At 50.1% G+C, this 19,334-nt stretch carries 20 protein-coding genes; 16 read left to right on the forward strand and 4 right to left on the reverse strand.

Annotated features, from left to right (window positions below):
• Positions 1–254 precede the first annotated feature (254 nt).
• Positions 255–836: an NAD(P)H-dependent oxidoreductase gene (locus tag A8707_RS22635; protein ID WP_068819452.1), complete on the forward strand. Its 582-nt coding sequence runs from the start codon at positions 255–257 to the stop codon at positions 834–836.
• A gap of 428 nt (positions 837–1,264) precedes the next feature.
• Positions 1,265–1,702, forward strand: a complete 438-nt coding sequence (locus A8707_RS22640) for a CPBP family intramembrane glutamic endopeptidase (RefSeq protein ID WP_074382559.1) — start codon at positions 1,265–1,267, stop codon at positions 1,700–1,702.
• A gap of 24 nt (positions 1,703–1,726) precedes the next feature.
• Here the strand turns inward: A8707_RS22640 and A8707_RS22645 are convergent, their stop codons facing one another.
• The gene (locus A8707_RS22645) at positions 1,727–1,963 is read right to left on the reverse strand and encodes a DUF5895 domain-containing protein (protein ID WP_068819454.1); all 237 of its coding nucleotides are present in this window, start codon (positions 1,961–1,963) and stop codon (positions 1,727–1,729) included.
• A gap of 390 nt (positions 1,964–2,353) precedes the next feature.
• On the opposite strand from A8707_RS22645, the gene A8707_RS22650 reads away from it, so the two are divergent.
• From A8707_RS22650 to A8707_RS22710, 14 genes are all read left to right on the forward strand, one after another.
• Positions 2,354–2,578 (forward strand): YgaP family membrane protein, encoded by a 225-nt coding sequence (locus tag A8707_RS22650; protein WP_082906466.1) that lies wholly within the window; start codon positions 2,354–2,356, stop codon positions 2,576–2,578.
• Positions 2,579–2,679: 101 nt separating this feature from the next.
• On the forward strand, positions 2,680–3,984 hold the full coding sequence (locus tag A8707_RS22655) for an NAD(P)/FAD-dependent oxidoreductase (RefSeq protein WP_068819455.1): 1,305 nt from the start codon (positions 2,680–2,682) through the stop codon (positions 3,982–3,984).
• A 281-nt stretch (positions 3,985–4,265) separates the two neighbouring features.
• Entirely contained in the window at positions 4,266–4,559 is a 294-nt protein-coding gene (locus A8707_RS22660; protein WP_068819456.1) for an ArsR/SmtB family transcription factor, read from the forward strand.
• A gap of 51 nt (positions 4,560–4,610) precedes the next feature.
• Positions 4,611–5,006: an SCP-2 sterol transfer family protein gene (locus tag A8707_RS22665; protein ID WP_068819457.1), complete on the forward strand. Its 396-nt coding sequence runs from the start codon at positions 4,611–4,613 to the stop codon at positions 5,004–5,006.
• Positions 5,007–5,019: 13 nt separating this feature from the next.
• Positions 5,020–5,355: a rhodanese-like domain-containing protein gene (locus tag A8707_RS22670; RefSeq protein ID WP_068819458.1), complete on the forward strand. Its 336-nt coding sequence runs from the start codon at positions 5,020–5,022 to the stop codon at positions 5,353–5,355.
• Between the two features lie 12 nt (positions 5,356–5,367).
• Positions 5,368–6,699 (forward strand): efflux RND transporter periplasmic adaptor subunit, encoded by a 1,332-nt coding sequence (locus A8707_RS22675; protein ID WP_068819459.1) that lies wholly within the window; start codon positions 5,368–5,370, stop codon positions 6,697–6,699.
• A 19-nt stretch (positions 6,700–6,718) separates the two neighbouring features.
• Positions 6,719–7,234: a hypothetical protein gene (locus A8707_RS22680; RefSeq protein WP_068819460.1), complete on the forward strand. Its 516-nt coding sequence runs from the start codon at positions 6,719–6,721 to the stop codon at positions 7,232–7,234.
• Between the two features lie 2 nt (positions 7,235–7,236).
• Positions 7,237–10,554 (forward strand): efflux RND transporter permease subunit, encoded by a 3,318-nt coding sequence (locus A8707_RS22685; RefSeq protein WP_068819461.1) that lies wholly within the window; start codon positions 7,237–7,239, stop codon positions 10,552–10,554.
• A 279-nt stretch (positions 10,555–10,833) separates the two neighbouring features.
• On the forward strand, positions 10,834–11,112 hold the full coding sequence (locus A8707_RS29930; protein ID WP_231948360.1) for a hypothetical protein: 279 nt from the start codon (positions 10,834–10,836) through the stop codon (positions 11,110–11,112).
• Positions 11,109–13,415 (forward strand): AAA-type ATPase lid domain-containing protein, encoded by a 2,307-nt coding sequence (locus A8707_RS22690; protein ID WP_231948362.1) that lies wholly within the window; start codon positions 11,109–11,111, stop codon positions 13,413–13,415. Before A8707_RS29930 ends, A8707_RS22690 begins: the two co-directional genes overlap by 4 nt.
• Before the next feature lie 150 nt (positions 13,416–13,565).
• Positions 13,566–14,240, forward strand: coding sequence for a PLP-dependent cysteine synthase family protein (locus A8707_RS22695; protein WP_231948363.1), 675 nt, complete (start codon positions 13,566–13,568; stop codon positions 14,238–14,240).
• A 1-nt stretch (position 14,241) separates the two neighbouring features.
• Positions 14,242–14,817: an NUDIX domain-containing protein gene (locus tag A8707_RS22700; protein WP_082906467.1), complete on the forward strand. Its 576-nt coding sequence runs from the start codon at positions 14,242–14,244 to the stop codon at positions 14,815–14,817.
• A 512-nt stretch (positions 14,818–15,329) separates the two neighbouring features.
• Positions 15,330–16,424 (forward strand): NAD(P)H-dependent flavin oxidoreductase, encoded by a 1,095-nt coding sequence (locus tag A8707_RS22705; RefSeq protein WP_068819463.1) that lies wholly within the window; start codon positions 15,330–15,332, stop codon positions 16,422–16,424.
• Between the two features lie 323 nt (positions 16,425–16,747).
• The gene (locus A8707_RS22710) at positions 16,748–17,137 is read left to right on the forward strand and encodes a rhodanese-like domain-containing protein (protein ID WP_231948364.1); all 390 of its coding nucleotides are present in this window, start codon (positions 16,748–16,750) and stop codon (positions 17,135–17,137) included.
• Positions 17,138–17,160: 23 nt separating this feature from the next.
• Here the strand turns inward: A8707_RS22710 and A8707_RS22715 are convergent, their stop codons facing one another.
• The 3 genes from A8707_RS22715 to A8707_RS22725 form a co-directional block, all read right to left on the reverse strand.
• Positions 17,161–17,643: a DUF4079 domain-containing protein gene (locus A8707_RS22715; RefSeq protein ID WP_068819465.1), complete on the reverse strand. Its 483-nt coding sequence runs from the start codon at positions 17,641–17,643 to the stop codon at positions 17,161–17,163.
• Between the two features lie 73 nt (positions 17,644–17,716).
• Entirely contained in the window at positions 17,717–18,247 is a 531-nt protein-coding gene (locus A8707_RS22720; RefSeq protein ID WP_068819466.1) for a DUF3122 domain-containing protein, read from the reverse strand.
• Positions 18,248–18,258: 11 nt separating this feature from the next.
• Positions 18,259–18,894 (reverse strand): Tll0287-like domain-containing protein, encoded by a 636-nt coding sequence (locus A8707_RS22725; RefSeq protein ID WP_068819467.1) that lies wholly within the window; start codon positions 18,892–18,894, stop codon positions 18,259–18,261.
• Positions 18,895–19,334 lie beyond the last annotated feature (440 nt).

Raw genomic sequence — 19,334 nt, forward strand, 5'->3', positions numbered from 1 at the left:
AGTGACTCGCCCTTTGTCCTCTCGATGACGAGTGTCAAACGGCGGGCGCTCACCGCTCATCTGCTCGACCGATTTATTACTCAGTTAGACTTGGAGCCGACTGCGATTAAATCTCACCCCAACTATCCAACCCTACTGTCCTACGGCTCTATCGCTGCCTGAAATTGTCCGAACCATTGATACAGGAAATACTTCATCTACCTGCCAAAATATTTGTAAAAATACAGTTAACTTAGATCGAAGCAATACAAGCTATGAGTAAGAAGATTTTAGTTATACTCGGACATCCACAAAAAGAGAGCCTGTGCGGAGCTTTGGCTGAGGTATATGCTGCGGGTGCGATCGCTGCGGGTGGAGAAGTGCGAACTCTAGCTCTAGGCGACCTAGCCTTCGATCCGATTTTATGGAACGGTTACAAGGAAATTCAGCCACTCGAACCCGACCTAGTGAAAGCTCAGGAATTGATTACATGGGCAGACCATCTCGTCTTTGTCTATCCCAATTGGTGGGGGACGATGCCAGCTTTAATGAAGGGATTTTTTGATCGCACCTTGCTCCCAAATTTTGCGTTTAAGTATCGCCAAGATTCTCCGATGTGGGACAAATTGCTAGCAAATCGCACCGCCCAACTACTCGTAACAATGGATACGCCATCTTGGTTTTACCGTTGGGTGTTTAAGATGCCAGGACACGAGCAGATGAAAAGAACGATTCTGGGATTCTGCGGTATTAAGGTCGTTAAAATTACTGAATTTGCGATCGTGAAGAAGTCCTCACTCGCTCAGCGTCAAAAATGGTTAGCGATCGCCAAGAAACTAGGAGCAGCCTATGCCTAAGCACGATCGGATCATTAAGTTTAAGGAAAGATATGATACTGAGAGATCTGAAACCAAAGATCCGAAAGTGTTGGTACGCACCGCCATATTGATCGTTGTTCTGTGCGTTGGTCTGCGAATTGCTGACGTATTTCTTATTCGATCGGATGAGTGGTTCGGCGAACTAGTCCTTTCCAAGGTGCTGGGACTCGCCATCGTGATCGCTTATGCCATCTGGTCAGGCTATGGTCTCGATCGAATTGGTTTTCGCAAAACCTCTATCACTTCAGTGATCTGGATCAGTTTCGGACTGACTGCCGCGGTCATGGCCACAACATTCCTTGTCCAGTTCCTATTTCTCAGGGCGCAGGGAGCGAACCCGCTTTTTTCTATTCATATTCAAGGTTTCACGCTTAGGACAGAACGGTTTACTGTCCTCCACAAGCCTTGTGGCGTTCAATCTGGTCAACGCAACGATGGAGGAAAGTCTGTTTCGAGGCCTACTGCTAACCCATCTGGCCGTAATAATGTCTCGGATGCGAGCCAACGTGTTTCAGTCCGTACTGTTCGGGTTCTGGCATATCGTTTGGCCGCTCCGCGCGATCTACGATGGCAAAATGACTCTCGGTGCGGCGATGTCTTTTGGTGCGGGCTACATCTTTGTCGCAACTATGATGGGTTTCGTCTGGGGGGGGTGCTTCATCTGGTTCCGCAGCTTATGGGTCAGTATTCTTGCCCATGCGTTGCAAAATGCCGCACTTAATGTCTTTCACATCACTACCGCCGCTGGCGCATCCGGGATGGCGCTTTTCACAACTCTGGAGGTCTTTGTGTTCTTGGCGCTGTTGCCTCTTGTTCGTTGGTTGTCGAAGCGGTGGCGATCGTGATGAGAGTGTTCCAGCACTCAACTTTCATCGGTAGGTAACCTTATCGATCGTGCCGTGAAAGAATTCACCTGACTTGTAGCGAATGTACTCTGGCACAAATGCCAACACGAGCAACCGAGCTTCTGTAATCAGAAGACCCGTCACATCCTCAGTAAAAGTAACGGTTATGAGGTCTTCATCGTCGGGCGTGGCAATCCAGCCCGCCTTTTCCAACTGATCCGATCGGAATCCCGGCTGGCTTGTCACTAACAACAATGTCATAGGGCAACTGCGATCGGCGCACTTGATTATAAGCATCGCTGAGTAGGTCTGTACCAACCTCAAAATCTACGGAATCTGTCCTTTCGGCTCGATCCGCACGAGATTTGTTTGCCACAGGTGATTGGGACACTGTTTTAGAACCTATACGAGTGGCGTTGGTAGCGTTATTTTTGGAGTTTGTAGATCTAACCATTGGAGTGAAGACATATTGTTTATCTCCCTCCTAAGGCACTAGCCTAACCTCATATTTGGTTGTACTTTCCCCGTGAGTAAAGATATTGCACAGGTGAACTTGATGCCGACGACCATGTAAAGATTTTGCATTACTTGGATTATCTATTATATGACTGTATAGTAGTATAATGATTCTATCAACCCTGTGAAGGCGACATGCTGAAGCCGATGAACAGTCGTAAGCAACCTTGGACTCAACATCAATGGATACGTTTGATTGCGGGCAGCATTGTACTCATGAGCTTAACGTTAGCGTTAAGCGTAAGCAATCCAACCTGGTTATGGTTAACCGCCTTTGTGGGGCTGAATCTGCTGCAATCGGCGTTTACCAACTGGTGTCCGTTGACCGTGTTACTGAAAAAACTGGGAGTGAGGGAGTGAAAGGATGAGGTCTCACAAGTTGACTCATCATCACTTCAAGCGTCATCAAAGAGATATTTCAAAACTAAACCTTAAAAACTTAATCTTTAGGAGTCGCGATTATGGCTCATGTTGTTGTGATTGGTGCTGGAATGGGAGGATTGCCTACCGCCTATGAACTGAGGCATGTGTTACCGCGTGAACATCAGATTACCCTCATTTCAAATCAACCGACGTTTACGTTTGTGCCGTCTTTGCCTTGGGTCGGTTTAGGGCTAAAGTCCCTCGATCGAATCCAGTTGGATTTGGCTAAAATTGTTCCGCAGCATGGTATTGAGTTCATTCATGCTGCTGTCACTGCGATTGATCCGAAGTCTCGTCAGATTACGATGAACGATCGCACGTTGGACTACGACTATGCCGTGATCGCTACTGGACCAGAACTGGCGTTAGATGCGATTCCAGGCTTGGGACCGGAGGGAGGATATACCCAATCGGTGTGTAATCCTCGTCATGCCGTGTTGACGGGGGCAGCCTGGGAGAAATTCTTAGCCGATCCAGGACCAATCGTGGTGGGTGCGGCACCGGGAGCCAGTTGTTTTGGTCCCGCCTATGAGTTTGCCTTTTTGATCCATCACGTTTTGAAGCGGAAAGGATTACGATCGCAAGTTCCCATTACCTTCATTACCTCAGAACCCTACGCTGGACATCTGGGCATCGGTGGGATGGCTAACTCCCGCTGGCTGATGCGGAAATTCATGGCAGCGCGGGAAATTGAGCTGATGGAAAATACAGCGATTTCACATTTTGAATCGGATGCTGTTCATCTGGAGGATGGACGAAAAATTCCAGCAAAATTCGTGATGGTCTTGCCGCCCTTTCGGGGACCACGCTTCTTACGCGAAGCCCCAGGATTAACCGATGCCAAGGGGTTTGTACCCGTCTTGCCGACCTATCGTCATCCTGATTTTGAGTCGATTTACGCGGTGGGGGTGATCACCCAACTGAAAGCCGTGGAGCAAACCCCTATTCCTACGGGTGCTCCCAAGGTGGGGCTGATGAGCGAAGAAATGGCGCTGGCGGTTGCCCATAATATTGCTCTGGAGTTAGGAGTTACGTCTGGTTCTCAGCTCAGACCAACGCTACAGGCAGTTTGCTTCGCGGATTTTGGGGATACCGGAGCACTATTTTTGGCTGATCCACTCCTACCGGATGAAGCAGGACATCGCCACCGTGCCCTTACCTATCACGGCATCTGGGTGTCTTGGATGAAGGCAGGGTTTGAGCGTTATTTCCTCACGAAAATGCGCCTAGGTTGGACGATTCCCTGGTTCGAGCGTTGGGGCTTTCGGGCGATCGGGCTGCCACTGGTGGAACCTTTACCGTTACCAGTAGAACAGAATCGTCCTTTGACTCCGATCGTTTGAGGTGATGGGATGGCTTACCTTAGATCTTGCACCAGTCTTTTTGCTGCGGTTCTGTCCCGCCCGTGAATGGAATTCCGGGCTAGCCTTGCGAAGTCCGTTGAAACGGACTGAATCCCTCAAACCCTCTTGCAGTCCCTTCAGTGGACTTCGCACCGTTGACCGTGATTTTCAATCACGGGCGGGTCTGAGCCAAAAACGACCCGATCGAACGGGGCTGATTGAGTGGGTGCAAGATCTCAGTTGCCCTTCCACACTCTCATCACTTCTATGGAGCCTGATTTATGGAAATGATTTTGAGTCCTGATGAACTAGAAGGACTCGCATGCCGCTTCAAGATCCTGGCAGAACCCGCTCGACTGCAAATTTTAGCGGCACTCTGCCATCAGGAACGCAGCGTGCAAGACATTTGCGATCGCACAGGCTTACATCAAGGCAATGTCTCCAAACACTTACGACTGATGAAAGATGCTGGAGTCGTAGCCTGTCGTCGGGCAGGGATTTGGCACTATTACCGGGTGATTGATACCGAATTATTAGCACTCTGTACTCATCGACAAGTTGTCAGCCATCAGTAATGTTCAATTTCATTGACCCACTCTATAACAAGCAACCTGGAGAGAACATCAATGGCAGACTTATTTTCACCCGAATGGATGCGGGCATTTGGTGACCAGTGGAACGCAGAACCCGACTTAGCAGAAGCTCTTGCCAAGATTCATTTTAATTCAGTGATTGGTTACGGTTTTGAGCACGATCCAACCCCGCTCGGCGTGCTCACCGTTGAAGCCGGACGGGTGATTTCTGCGGGAACCTATGACGGACAGAAGCTGAACTGGGATTTACGAGCCGATCGCGACCACTGGCAACAGTGGAAGACAAAAGGATTGAACATGATGGGCTTAAACCTGGCGTATATGAGCCGAAAGTTGCAATTTCGGATCGGAGACTACACCGCCATGATCAAAGATCCCCGCATGGCAGGACCGTTTATTAAATCATTTTCGGTGATGAGCAGAGTTTGAGAAGGATAACAAAATGAAAGCACAGAAGAAACAATCGACGAATCCAGTTTTACTAACTCCTACTCAACTGAAAGCACAGGAAAAACAACTGCTGATCATTGATATGCGAGGGTGGCTGGAATACTGGATGGGACATATTCCAGCCGCGCAACGGTTAAGCCGTAACCGGATTTTGAAAGACATTCCTAAAGATCAATCAATCGCCATCACCTGTCTCTCCGGTCATCGCAGTGCGGTCGCAGCGCAATGGTTAGTGACTCAAGGTTACCGTCAAGTCTACAACCTGCAAGGTGGGCTACTGGCATGGCAAGGTGCAGGCTATCCTGTGCAGCGCGGCAATCGTCCTTAAAGGAGAAAAGCAATGCCTCATACCACCTCAAATGAACCGCTGAATAAATCACTCGATAAAACAATGGCTGGATCAGTTCAGCCCCAACAGTCTCCTACACCAGGGCTTTCTCAAAAGGGGTGGGGACTGTTGCTGGGCGGTGCCTTGCTACTGGCAGGGGGAACCTGGGGTATTGTGCAAATCACCCGTTCGCCCCACTCGCCAGAAGCTATATCCGCCCCTGCGATCGCCGTTGAAACCCTGAGCATTCGTTCTCAGTCGCTTGCCAATACTCTGGAACTCTCTGGTACGATCCGTCCGATCGACCAGGCAACCTTGTCCACACGGGTCAGCGGACGCATTATTTACTTTCCGCTTGAGGCGGGCGATCGCTTTCGTCAAGGAGATATCCTTGCCCGTATTGATGTCCAGGATATAGCGGCTCAAACTAATCAGGCTCAGGCGGGCGTTGCTCAAGCTCAGGCAGAACTGGCTCGTTCCCAAGCAGCTTTAAGCCAATTGAGATCCCAGAAGTTGTCCGCTCAAGCAGCCCTCCGACAGGCACAAATTAACCAAACTCGGTCTGCTCAACTGCGAGCCGAAGGCGCTGTCTCGCAAGCAAATCTAGATGAGGCAAATACGGCGCTTGATCAAGCTAGAGCACAAGTCGCTCAAGCAGAAGCAGGTATCCAACAGTCGCAAGCAGCGATCGCGCAATCACAGGCGGCGATCAATCAAGCAAAATCCGGGGTCACAGCCGCCTCTACCAATGAGAGCTACGGCACTATAGTCGCTCCCTTTGATGGCATCGTAACTGAAAAGTTGGCATCTTTGGGCGAGACAACGAATCCCTACTCCATGAATGGTACGGCATTACTGAAGATTGAAAATCCCGATCGGCTCCAGCTAGAGATTTCTGTGCCAGAAGAGAACTTACGCTTCGTGCGGGTGGGTCAATCGGTTCAGGTACGGGTGGAGTCCGCCAATCAAACCTTAAAAGCTACGATTCAGCAAATTGTTCCAACCGCAGACGCTAACTCTCGGAGTTTTCTGATTAAAATTCCGCTCAACAATTCTGGCAAGTTAATCTCTGGGATGTTCGGGCGCATTGCCCTGCCTTTAGGTGCAAAACAGGATACCATTCTCATCCCCACGAATGCCTTGATTCAACGGGGGCAATTACAAGGGGTGTATGTGGTGAATACAAATGCGTCACAAGCGACTGCTGTTTTGCGTTGGGTCAAAATAGGGCAACAACGTAATGGGAAAGTCGAGATTGTTTCAGGCTTGACGACAGGCGATCGCATCATTACCAGCAACATCGGGCAACTGAGCGACGGACAACCCATTACAACACAGCCTTAAGCGCTTCAGGAGGTTCCCAATGCAACGCAGAACTTTAGTATGGCTTTCCATTCTGGCTTTAGTTGTGGTTTTAGCAATTCCCCAAGTTATGAATGGTCAGATGGGAAGATCTCCAGGAATGATGGGCAATCCGGGCATGAGAGGGGGTGGCGATGCCCAAGCAATTCATCAACTCTTTGCTTACCACAATCAAATTCATCGCACTGTAGCAGAAATTCCTGGTGGTATTCGTGCTGTAACTGAATCAGATAGCCCTCAAGTTGCGGCTTTGATTCAAGCCCATGTCTCTAAAATGTACGATCGCGTCAACAAAAATCAACCCATTCCAATGATTGGGATGAGTTCTACGTTGCCTACCCTGTCTCAGTCCGCAAATAAATATCAGCGACGAATTCAGCTTACCTCTAAAGGCATTGCAGTCACAGAAACATCTGACAATCCTGAGTTGGTCGCCGTCATTCGAGAACACGCGCGGGAAGTGACCCAGTTTGCAGAGCAAGGAATGTCTGCCATGATGGACGGGAGAATGAGGTAGACATGAACAATGGCGCACATACTAACCGAGATCCTGCAAAACCTCACAGACTAGGTTTCGTCGGCAATCTAGCCAAGAAATTTATCGATTCCAAGCTGACACCCCTGATCATTCTGGTGGCGTTGCTACTGGGCATTGGTGCCACCCTGATTTTGCCACGGGAAGAGGAACCGCAAATCACCGTACCGATGGCTGATGTGTTTGTGCAAATGCCGGGAGCGTCTGCAAAAGACGTGGAACAACGTGTCACGGCTCCAATGGAGAAGTTGATTAAAGAACTCCCAGGAGTGGAATATGTTTACTCTACCTCGCGTCCCGGTTCATCGCTGGTGATTGTGCGTTTTCTCGTAGGACAAAACACAGAAACCTCTATTGTTCAGCTTTACAACAAGCTCTATGCTAACTTTGACAAGATTCCACCCGGTGTTTCTCAACCCCTGATTAAATCACGGTCAATTGATGATGTTCCGATTCTCACTTTGACCTTATGGGGTGAACACAGTACGGGAGCAGAATTACGGCAAATTGCAGCGCAATTAGATGAACAAATTAAGCAAGTACCAGATGTTTCAGAAACGACACTGATTGGTGGACAGAAACGGCAACTGCGAGTCGATCTTGATCCAACCCGACTCAATGCTTTTGGCATCACGCCTTTAGAAATTTCTAAAGCGCTGCAAGCTCAGAATACTGAACTGGCTAGCGGTGCCTTAAATCAAAATAATCAATCGTTTTTAGTCAGAACCCAAAGTTTTATCCGATCGGCGGAAGATGCGAAAGGACTTGTGGTTGCGGTTGCTAACAATCAACCAGTCTATTTGCGCGATGTCGCGACCGTCACGGATGGTTCAGAAGAACCCGCAAGCTATGTGTTTTTTGGGCAGGGGAAGCAAAGCGAAAATAATCAGAGCAAATCAGAAACGCCTGTTGGTGAAACCGAAGCAGTGACGATCGCGATCGCCAAACGCTCTGGAGCCAATGCGATTCAAGTCTCTCACCATGTACTGCATAAGCTCGATCAAATTAAACGGAACTATATTCCCAACAACGTCAATCTAACGGTTACTCGTGACTATGGTGAAACCGCCGCCGAACGTTCCAATGAACTGCTGTTTCACATGCTGATTGCAGTCGGTTCTGTGACCCTGCTGATGTGGTTTGTGATGGGTAGAAAAGAAGCAATGGTGGTGGCGGTATCGATTCCCGTGACCTTAGCACTCACGCTTGCCAGCTTTGTTTTTTATCACTTCACGCTGAATCGCGTCACGTTCTTTGCGCTGATTTTTTCGATCGGGATTCTGGTAGATGATGCGATCGTAGTAGTCGAAAATGTCGGTCGTCATCTGCAATTGCCAGAAAACAAAACCCGCCTGCAACTCTCGACCAATCGGCGGCGCACCTTACAGCAGATTATCTTGGAAGCAGTCGATGAGGTGGGCAATCCGACCATTCTGGCAACGCTGGCAGTGATTGCAGCTATCTTACCAATGGCGTTTGTCGGCGGCTTAATGGGACCCTATATGTTGCCCATCCCGCTCGGTGCTTCTGCTGCCATGATCTTTTCGGCACTGGTCGCCTTCATTGTCGTGCCCTGGACAACGATGCGAGTCTTTAGTGGTGCCAGCCACGCTGCCCATGATCACGGCGAGGATGCCCTGAGTCGTCTATATCGTCGTTTCATGGTTCCACTTGTGCATTATCCGCGTCGAGGAACCACGTTTCTGGTCGCAACGGTGTTAGCGCTGGTCTTCATTGTCGGTGGATTCGCAGGCTTTAAGCTGGTGATTCTCAAAATGCTGCCGTTTGACAACAAGAGCGAGTTGCAGGTCGTCGTGAATATGCCGGAAGGTACGACGCTGGAGCAGACTGCCAGAGCGACACGAGAGATGGGACAATATTTGGCGACTGTCCCTGAAGTGATCAACTATCAAAGTTACATCGGCACGTCTTCTCCTTACAATTTCAACGGCCTGGTACGACATTACTTCTTGCGATCGGGGACTAATGTTGCCGATATTCAAGTGAACTTTTTGCCAAGGGGCGATCGCTCTCGTCAGAGCCACACCATTGCCAAGGCCATTCGTCCCCAACTGAAGGAAATTGGCGATCGCTACAGTGCCCGCATCCAGGTCGCCGAAATCCCTCCGGGTCCTCCGGTGCTGCAAACCCTGGTGACGGAGGTGTATGGTCCCGATTATCAAGGACAAATTGACCTCGCGACCAAAATTCGCCAGTTATATCAGTCCACTGATGGCATCGTGGATGTGGACTGGTATACGGAAGCCCCGCAGACTGATTATCATCTGGTGATCGATCGTGAGAAAGCAGCGCTGAACGGCATCAGCCCGACTCAGATTTCGGAAGCCTTGCAAATGGCACTTACTGGACAAAATGTGGGACTGTTGCATGACGAAAACGCGCGGGAAGATGTCGCCATTAATTTACGCTTCAGTCAGTCGAGCCGCACCAGCCTGGACGATTTGAAAGCCCTGAACCTCAAGGGCACAAACGGCAATTTAGTCCCTTTGAGTAGCCTGGTGAAGACAGACACAGCGACAGCAGACACGAGCATTTACCACAAAAATTTACAGCCCGTTGTCTATGTCTTGGGTGATGTTTCTGGCAGAGTCGAAAGCTCAGTCTATGCCATGCTCAATCTGCAACCGCAGATCGACAAGCTGGTGCCGCCCACGGGTGCCAAGATTCAAACCTATCTCACTGAACAACCCCCAACGACTGAAACCTACGCGATCAAGTGGGATGGCGAATGGCAGGTGACGTATGAAGTCTTCCGCGATTTGGGGATTGCCTTTGCGGTGGTACTGTTGCTGATTTATGCCCTGATGGTGGGTTGGTTTCAGTCCTTTGCCACGCCGTTAGTGATTATGGCAGCGATTCCCTTTTCGCTAATCGGCATTATGCCCGCTCACTGGCTGCTGGGATCATTTTTTACAGCCACGTCCATGATTGGCTTCATTGCCGGAGCTGGGATTGTGGTGCGGAACTCCATCATCCTGGTAGATTTCATCGAGTTACGTTTGAAGGAAGGTATGCCTTTAGAAGAAGCCGTAATTGATGCCGGAGCAGTACGCTTCCGTCCCATGCTCCTAACCGCGGCGGCTGTGGTGACTGGTTCGGCGATCATTTTGGCTGATCCAATTTTCCAGGGGTTAGCGATCTCACTGATGGCGGGTGAAGTAGCTTCGTTGTTACTGTCGCGATCGGCGGTTCCTATTCTCTATTACAAACTCTGGCGTAATCGTAAAGGCAAGCAAAAAGACGTTGGCATAGAAGCCGATCGACCTGTTGTCAAGATTTAGTCAAGGATCTGACAGTGTCCGTCAGCTCTACCTTAATTTTCAACGAGGGACGGCAGAGACTCAATGGGAATGTCGGCTACCGGGTCATCGAAGCGAATATCTGCGAGTTGTTGCATAATCCTCCCGGTGAACAATCCCGGTGCTAGATGTAGTTAGAAAAGTAGGGGGGATACGAGAGTGAGATAATGAAGGTGGAATGATAGCCGCTTCACCCTCTTATCCCTCCACTCTGCCACTTTTCTACTCCCTTTCATCGTGCAGTTCGCTGCAACTGATGCTATGAATTTTAGAACGACTGCTACAGAATCTGTTCAAACTTACTCCAAGCTGACCGTGACCGATCAGCCCTTGCCCTTGATAGCAGATGTGCTTAGCAGTTTTGCTGTTGATGATAGTGTGATTGAAGAGTGGAGAAACTGGTTAAGTTTTCATCGGCTTTGGGGACAGTTACCCGCAGACGTATTAACGGCGATCGCCCAGTCATTGCAGTGCTTTCGCGTCGAACCCCAAACGCTGATCTACCAGGAAGGACAAAAAACATTGGGCTATACCTGTTGAAGTGGGGCGCGGTCGAGATTGCCCGACGCTCTGCGATTGGCAAATCGCTGATTCGCTATCGCAATGCCGGAGAGCTATTTGGCTATGTATCACTGATGGCAAACCCAGAAAATAGCAGGCACCAAACGCAGGCGATCGCCCTCACTGCCAGCGAAATCTGGTTTTTGCCCGAAGCTCAGTTTCGGCAGTTGATGCAGCAGTATCCTGAAATGGAACATCTGTTCAACGCCCTGTTGGCGCAAGACTTAAATGGCTTCAGTGCTCGCATTGCTCAAGAACAACGCCGCATTCAAGGCTTGCAATCCTACATTCAAGCGGTGCCCATCGGCGAAACAATCCTCGGTGACAGCAAAGCCAGCCAAAAACTCGCAGAACAAATCGATCGCGCCGCTGCCACGCTGCAACCAATCGTGTTTCAAGCCCAACCAGGCACCGGAAAAACCTTCCTGGCTGGGCTGATCCATGCCCGTTCTGGACTGGCAGACCAACCCTTTGCGGAGTTCGATTGTGCGAAATTACCCCGATCAGATGACGGCAGGCTCAATACCGACGCTTTATTTGGCAGAGTTGGCGAACAACCCGGCATCCTCAAACTGTTGGAGCGGGGAACGCTGCTGCTCACGAATGTCCAGGTTTTAAGTGGGAGCGATCGCGATCGCCTCATTCACTACTGCAAAACCGGCGGCATCCTGCCGAATCATGGGCTGAACGGCACCAGCACCCTGACCAATGAACCTCCCAAGCCTGTCCAGTCTTGGGTACGCTTAATCCTCGCCGCTCCTGATAGATTAGACCTGCCCGATGCAGACATCCTTTCCATCCGGCTGTTTAGCTTGACCCAACGCAAGGCAGATATTCCAGCGTTTGCCCTTTACTTTTTAACCCAGTTTTGTCAGGCACAGAATCGTCCGCTGCTGGATCTGGATCAGGTGGATTTACGTCGCTTGATTAGCTATGACTATCCTGGCAACCTGACAGAACTGGCAGAAATTCTGCATCGGGCCGTGATCATGACTCCACCGGGGCAAACCGTGGTTGCAGAACAAGCTCTCTGGTCGGTGCAGTCTACTAAAAATGCCTTTCGAGTGGATTTGCTCACTCATGTACCTTGGCTGCGGCAAGTGCTGCTGAGTCGTTGGTATCCGGAGGGCATCTGGATAGCGATGATGGCGTTTTTTGTACCCGTCACGATCGCTGGGTTCCTGGGACCTCAAACCCGTGAGAGCAGCGTGACGCTCAATCTCTTTTGGGCGTGGTGGTGGCCCGGTTATCTATTTCTGTTTGTCTTTGTCGGTCGGCTTTGGTGCGCCGTTTGCCCCTTTATGATTACGGCAGAGTGGATTCGCCGTTTCTCTCTCTGGCTGTTTCCACGCCAACAGCTGACCTGGAATACCCAATGGTTGAATCGTTGGGGAGCCTGGATTTTGTTTGGCGGCTTTGTCGCGATTTATCTCTGGGAAAAGCTCTGGGACTTGCCGCATCATGCGGTACTCTCAGCCTGGCTGCTGTTGACGATTACGGCTGGAGCCATTATTTTTAGCCTGATTTATGAGCGCCGACTCTGGTGTCGCTATCTCTGCCCCATCGGTGGGATGAATGGGATGTTTGCCAAACTGGCAATGGTTGAGTTGCGATCGACCCAGCAGGTCTGCGGTAGCCAGTGCAGCACCTTTGGCTGCTATAAAGGCAGTGGCGCAACTCCGGTCACTTTTGCTGATGCGCTACCGCGTGAAGGTCAAGCAACGGGCGGCTGTCCGCTCTACTCTCATCCCGCCCAATTGCAAGACAACCGAGACTGTGTGCTGTGCATGACCTGCCTCAAGGCCTGTTCTCATCGCTCGGTGCAGTTAAACCTGCGGTTCCCTACATCGGACTTGCTCGACAATCATCAAGGCTTTTGGGCAGAAGCCGCGCTCTTATTGCTGCTGTTCGGCGGGGTGTTTATGCATCATGCCGACCGAATTTTAGGCTGGCTGGGATTTCCTAATATTCCCATCAATGCGGATCATCTCCTGATCAGTACACCGATCGCCCTCGCGCTCCTCAGCATTCCAGCCGTGCTGACCTATGGCACTCATGCGATCGCCCGCCTCTTTGATCCTAAACAACCCGCCTATCTCACCGTTATCTACGCCTATCTACCCTTTACTCTGGCAGCCAACCTGACCCACTACATCCCTGCGGCGGTGACTGAAGCAGGTCAAATTTTGCCTGTCCTGGCGCGCGAACCTTGGGCTTTAGCGGCGTTGGCTTACCAACGCTCACCTGGAGCGCTGATGTCGCAGTGTTCCTTCAGGGGGTAACGCTCCTCTCTGCTCTGATTTTCAGTGTTTATCCTCTGTTACGCATCACCAAACGCCCTTTACTCAGCAATCTTCCCCACCTGCTGTTAATTGCCGGACTAACGGTGACGAGTTTCTGGCTAATCATTTAAGGGATCTTCAATTGACCTTATGAACATTTATGCCAACATCACCGAAATCATTGGTCATACACCGCTCGTAAAACTACAGCGGTTGCCGCAGCAGTTTGGCTGTGTTGCAGAAATTGTGCTGAAGCTAGAGGGCATGAATCCCGCCAAGTCTGTGAAAGACCGCATTGCCGTCAGCATGATGATTGAGGCAGAACAGGCAGGACTGATCCAACCGGGACTCTCGACCATTGTGGAAGCCACCTCCGGGAATACTGGGATTGGATTGGCAATGGTGTGTGCCGCCAAAGGGTATCGGCTGATCCTGACGATGCCAGAGAACATGAGCCAGGAACGACGGCGAATTTTGCAGGCGTATGGAGCAGAGGTGATCTTGACTCCGGCAGAAGCCGATATGCAGGGGGCGATCGCCCATGCAAACCAGCTACTCACAACGCTTCCCCATGCCTTTTCACCCCATCAGTTCAGCAATCCTGCCAATCCTAAAATCCATTACAACACCACGGGACCTGAAATCTGGCAGGATACCGATGGACAACTCGCCGTCCTGGTCGTCGGCGTGGGGACAGGCGGCACCCTCACCGGGGCTGGACGCTATCTCAAACAACAAAATCCCACCCTCCAGATTGTGGCGATCGAACCCGCGCACAGTGCAGTGCTGAGTGGTAAGCCTGCGGGTGAACATAACTTACAATGAAATGTCGCTTGATTCTGAACAACCGTGGCAGGCGCGCGTTGGCGCAAGCCCGTGCGGTAGCACATCTCGCTTCCTGGAACTCCACTCCCGGTGGATGACCCTGATTGGAGAACACCTGCAAGACCAGCATGGCGAAATCCTGGAATATTGGCGGATTGAAAAGGCAGATTCCGTGATTGTTTTGCCAATTCAGAGCGGTCACATTTTGCTCCCATCTCCCAGCTACCGTCCGGGAGTCGGACAGGTGACGTTAGATTTTCCCGGTGGTCGAATTACAGCGGGACAACAGCCTGAGCAGGCAGCGATCGCGACCTTAAAGCGAGAGTTAGGCATTGAAGCCACCGAGATCACTCAACTGCTTCCTCTAAACACCCAAGGTTGGGCAGTGAATAGTTCTTTCTCCAACCAGAAATTGTATGGCTTTGTGGCTCATATTGAGTACCACACACAACTACCCGTAAACTTCGTTGTCACCACCTATCCAATTTCGTCAGTGGGCGTTAGAGACTTGCTTCAGAGATTCACTTGCCTACAATGTCGTGCTGTACTGTTGGAATGGTGGTTGGACTTCCAGTAAGCTTAGATCTTGCACCAGCCTTTTTGCTGCGTTTTCGTCCCGCCCGTGAATGGAATTCCGGGCTAGCCTTGCGAAGTCCGTTGAAACGGACTGAATACCTCAAACCCTCTTGCAGTCCCTTCAGTGGACTTCGCACCGTTAGACCGTGATTTTCAATCACGGGCGGGTCTGAGCCAAAAACGACCCGATCGAACGGGGCTGATTGAGTGGGTGCAAGATCTCAGTAAGTCTTCCACAGGGGTACAAAATTAAATCCATACAAAAAAGTGCTACGAAAGGCGTTCTAAAATTGTGGTCATGATTGCAATGAAATAAAGAGTGTTGTGAAACGCAAGACTCTTGCCCGTTTTTATGACTTTATGGTTATATAATTGTCAATAAGTATCGGAAAACTAAAAGCCAGGGCTACTTTCAAGGCGTTGGCTCTTGAGTTTAATTTAAATGCCCTAAACCATTGCTACAGCCTCCTGCGTTCAGCAAACCTGACCTTTAAAAACCCACATTGTATCTGTATGCCAACCTTACCCTCGCTCCAAATCGGTCAACATACGGCTCGTTATCCCATTATTCAAGGTGGCATGGGCATTCGTATTTCTGGGGCACAGCTTGCTGCTGCCGTTGCCAATGCGGGTGGCATTGGGATCATCTCTGCGGTTGCTCTAGGGCTAAACTCAACCTACTTTGATATCACTCAGACCAATGGTCGCAAGCGCCGAGAACAGTTCTTTGAAGCCAATCGGTTGGCGCTGATTGATGAAATTCGAGCCGCCCGTGCCTTAAGCCCCAACGGGATTCTGGGCATCAATGCGATGGTTGTTGCTCAAGATTACGAAACCCTGGTGCGGACAGCGGCAGAAGAAGGCGTGAATCTAATTATTTCAGGTGCAGGATTACCGCTACAATTGCCGTCACATACCGCAGCATTTCCAGAGGTGGCACTGGTGCCGATCGTCTCCAGTACTCGTGCGGCTCGCATCATGTGCCGGAAGTGGGAACGTCAATACGGGCGGCTACCCGATGCGTTTGTCGTGGAAAATCCCAATACAGCAGGCGGACATCTGGGCGCTAAATTAGAGGAGTTAGGCGATCGCGCCCTAAACGCCGAACAGGTTATCCCAGAATTAGTGGCTTATTTGCACCAGGAAGTGGGTCAATCGATTCCAGTGATTGCCTGCGGCAATCACTGGAATCGGGCTGATATTGACCGAATGTTGGCATTAGGAGCCAGTGGTGTCCAGATTGGGACTCGCTTTATCACCACTGACGAATGTGATGCCCATATTCGCTACAAAGAATTTCACCTTCATGCTCAACCAGAAGATGTGGTGATTATTGCCAGTCCAGTCGGAATGCCGGGACGGGCGCTGCGAAATGCCTTTGTGGAAAAGGTGATCGCCGACTCTCCTGATCTGGAAAAACGATGTTTCACGAGTTGTCTCCATACCTGCAAATGCCGTGATGAGCAAAAATACTACTGCATTATTCAGGTGTTAGATAAAGCTGCACGAGGCGATATTGAAAATGGACTGGTGTTTTCTGGGAGCAATGCTGGACGTGCCAAGCGCATAATGCCTGTTGCCGAACTGATGGCAGAGTTAGTCGCCTAATCCCTCAAGCTGTACGACTGTCAAAAAACCATGCCACGATGACAGAACTGAAGCGATCGCTTCTAGGCAATTTGCAGAGCAGAGTTTTAGAAATTGAACCCGTTACTGGAAGAAGCTCTGCTATTTGCCCCACAGATATTGGCGGGACTAGAGTGAAACCTAACCAATAAAAACCATTTCAGGAGGAATCCATGCAACTCAAAAAGTCAATTCAGACCCTACTGTTAGGATTCGTCCTATGGATTTGTCTATGGTTCAGTGTCGAGCAAAACCCAATGATGGCAGCATCGTTCACGGAAGTTAGATCGATACCACAGGAAAGGATGCAGACGCTGCCTGAAGCAACCCTCAACCTAGAAGCAGGTGTCGATCGCTTTCTCAAGTCAATTCCAGCAGGGTATTACACGATCGGCAATGTCGAAGGGTTAAAAAGCCTAGTGACAAGCCGCCAACCGTTGTTAGTTGATGTGAGAGAGTCATCTGAGTATCAGTCTGGGCATATTCCTGATGCGATCAATATTCCCCTGCGAACTCTGACGCATAACCTGAATAAAATTCCGCGCGATCGCCCTGTGGTGTTGTACTGTTCAACAGGCTATCGATCGGCGATGGGAGTCATGACGCTGCATCTGTTGAATTATGACAATGTACAGGGATTCCCGCCGAGCTTTGCGGGCTGGAAAGCAGCAGGGGAGGCGATCGCCAAATCATGACTGAGTTAGGGAGTGAATACTCCTTACCCAGCGCCATTCGTCATCTGGCTGACAATCTTTTGCACAATTTGTACCCCGGTTACGGCTTGCCAGCCAAACAATCCCAGCAGAATCAGGTTCAACGAAACGTGGATGCTGCGAACCCAGTCATGCTTCTGCATAAAGGGAACCAGTGCCGCAGATGTGGAAACCAACCCCACCATCCCTAAACCCGCAAACAGGTGGGACCCGATCACAATCTTGCCACTGTTCAGGTAGGTCACCATTATCCCTCCGATCGCTCCCATTACCATTAGCGCCAGAAGTATGGAGCCAATTTGGTGATGGCGAATGGCGAATCGACCCCTCACCAGTTCTTTTTTAGACTCCCCTTCTGCCAGTCGCGTCCGCCTCACCTGCACACCCAGATACATCGCGTAGAGCGCCACGACCAACAAGATCCACATCGTAATCGGGTGGAAAAAGCTGAGATAGGGCTTAAGAGCCGCTAGACTGTCTAAACTCATGATAGTTATCTCCAAAGTATTTGCGTATCTTAAAATCTTTTCATCACCTTATGACTAAATAGCCATAAGGTGATTATTTTTGGTCAGTCAGCGATCGCCACTCTTTAACCACGGTAGGGGAAACATTGAGACTAATCTTTCCCTGGTCAAGGGTTGGAAGTGTTAGTTGCAACGGAATCGCTGACTCTAGCTGCATCAAGATCGGTTGCAAATCATACTGCCCCATATCGGTCTTTATCTGGGTTTTATCGGTAAACATATCTTGGGATACATCTGCTGCGGTCAATGTTTTTCCCAGTGAGCTGGTGAGCGTTAGCGGTTGCGAATGATCCAGGTCTGCTGTTCCTGGAAACCCAACTAAACGCAAGTAGATATGGGCTGTGCCATCGGGGCGAACGCGCTTGAAGGCGATCGCCTGCCAACTATCACCATGCTCGTCTTTGAGCGTCTGTCGAGACTGGTACACCATCTGCCCTGGGGCTTCTTCTAATTGTCGGATGGCTGCCTGAACTGGGGCGATCGCCAGATTAGCCGTCAACGTCCAAACTAGCGTTGCGAGGATGAGTGCTGCTCCGATGAAACGTAAAATAGAATTTATCTTCATGCTGTTTGCATCTATTGGGGTTGTTGTTGATTGACTGAATTTTGAATTGCTTTTTGAATCGCATCTGGAATGAAAATGGCATACATACCGCGCAAATCGCCAACGTGAAAGTTATAGGCTAAATCTTGAGGATAGCCATCTTTAACAAACTGGGGGCGGCGATCTTTCAAACCATGACAGGCGAGGCAACTGGCTTCCACATTGATGCGGCGATAGTAGCGTGTTCCTGTCTGTTGATCCAGGGTTTCTCGATCCCAAAAACCGATTAGCTCCGGTTCCCGTTCAAATTTTGCCAACGCAATCTGAGCGTGTAAGTTGTCTGGAGCATGGTCTGAATTACGATATTTCTTAGCAATCTGTTTGACCTGCCAGCCATTCTCTTGGCTGAGTTGGATGGCGCGCATCCCGATCGGACGACAAACTTCTTTCATGGTTTGCAGGGTGGGCACTTCGGTACTTCCTTCCAGGGAAGAAGCTAGCCCAGAACGCATGGTAGCCAGAGCTTCAATCTCTTGGACTGCTTGCGCCAACTCGTTGGGATGGGGAATGGCTGGAGCAGCGGAGGCATTCGCCGGACTCCAACTGAGCAGCAGACTGACACTGATCATCAGTACAAGGCGCAGAACATGCTGAGATAACTTGTACATCGGTTCTTGCTCCTGAAATGAGCTGATTGAATGGATTCAGCAGGGGGTAATGTGCGCGTCGTATTGTGGGACAGAATCTTGGGAACTGTCTTAAGAATCAGTTTTGGTTACTCATAGTAATGCTCCATTGAATGTAAAAACTGCTTGAGTTGAATTAACAACTCTGGTATCCGCTTCTATAGCTACCGCCACATAGGTTAGGACAGGGACATTTTTGGCAGCACGCGAAGCACACCACCAAAAATATCCTAAGCAAAGTGGCGACGGCTATACCTTGACAGGCTAATGGGTTATTTCCCGATTGACTTGATTGACTTCGGTACAAATCGCAAGAAAAACAAGTTATAGCCACTGCCACATTGGTTAGGACGCAGCTTGTTTAAGAACAAATTCTACCGCATCGCGTAGGTTGTCCGAGTCGCGCAACTGCTTGCGAATAC

The organism is Phormidesmis priestleyi BC1401 (assembly GCF_001650195.1).
Lineage (GTDB): Bacteria > Cyanobacteriota > Cyanobacteriia > Leptolyngbyales > Leptolyngbyaceae > Phormidesmis_A > Phormidesmis_A priestleyi_B.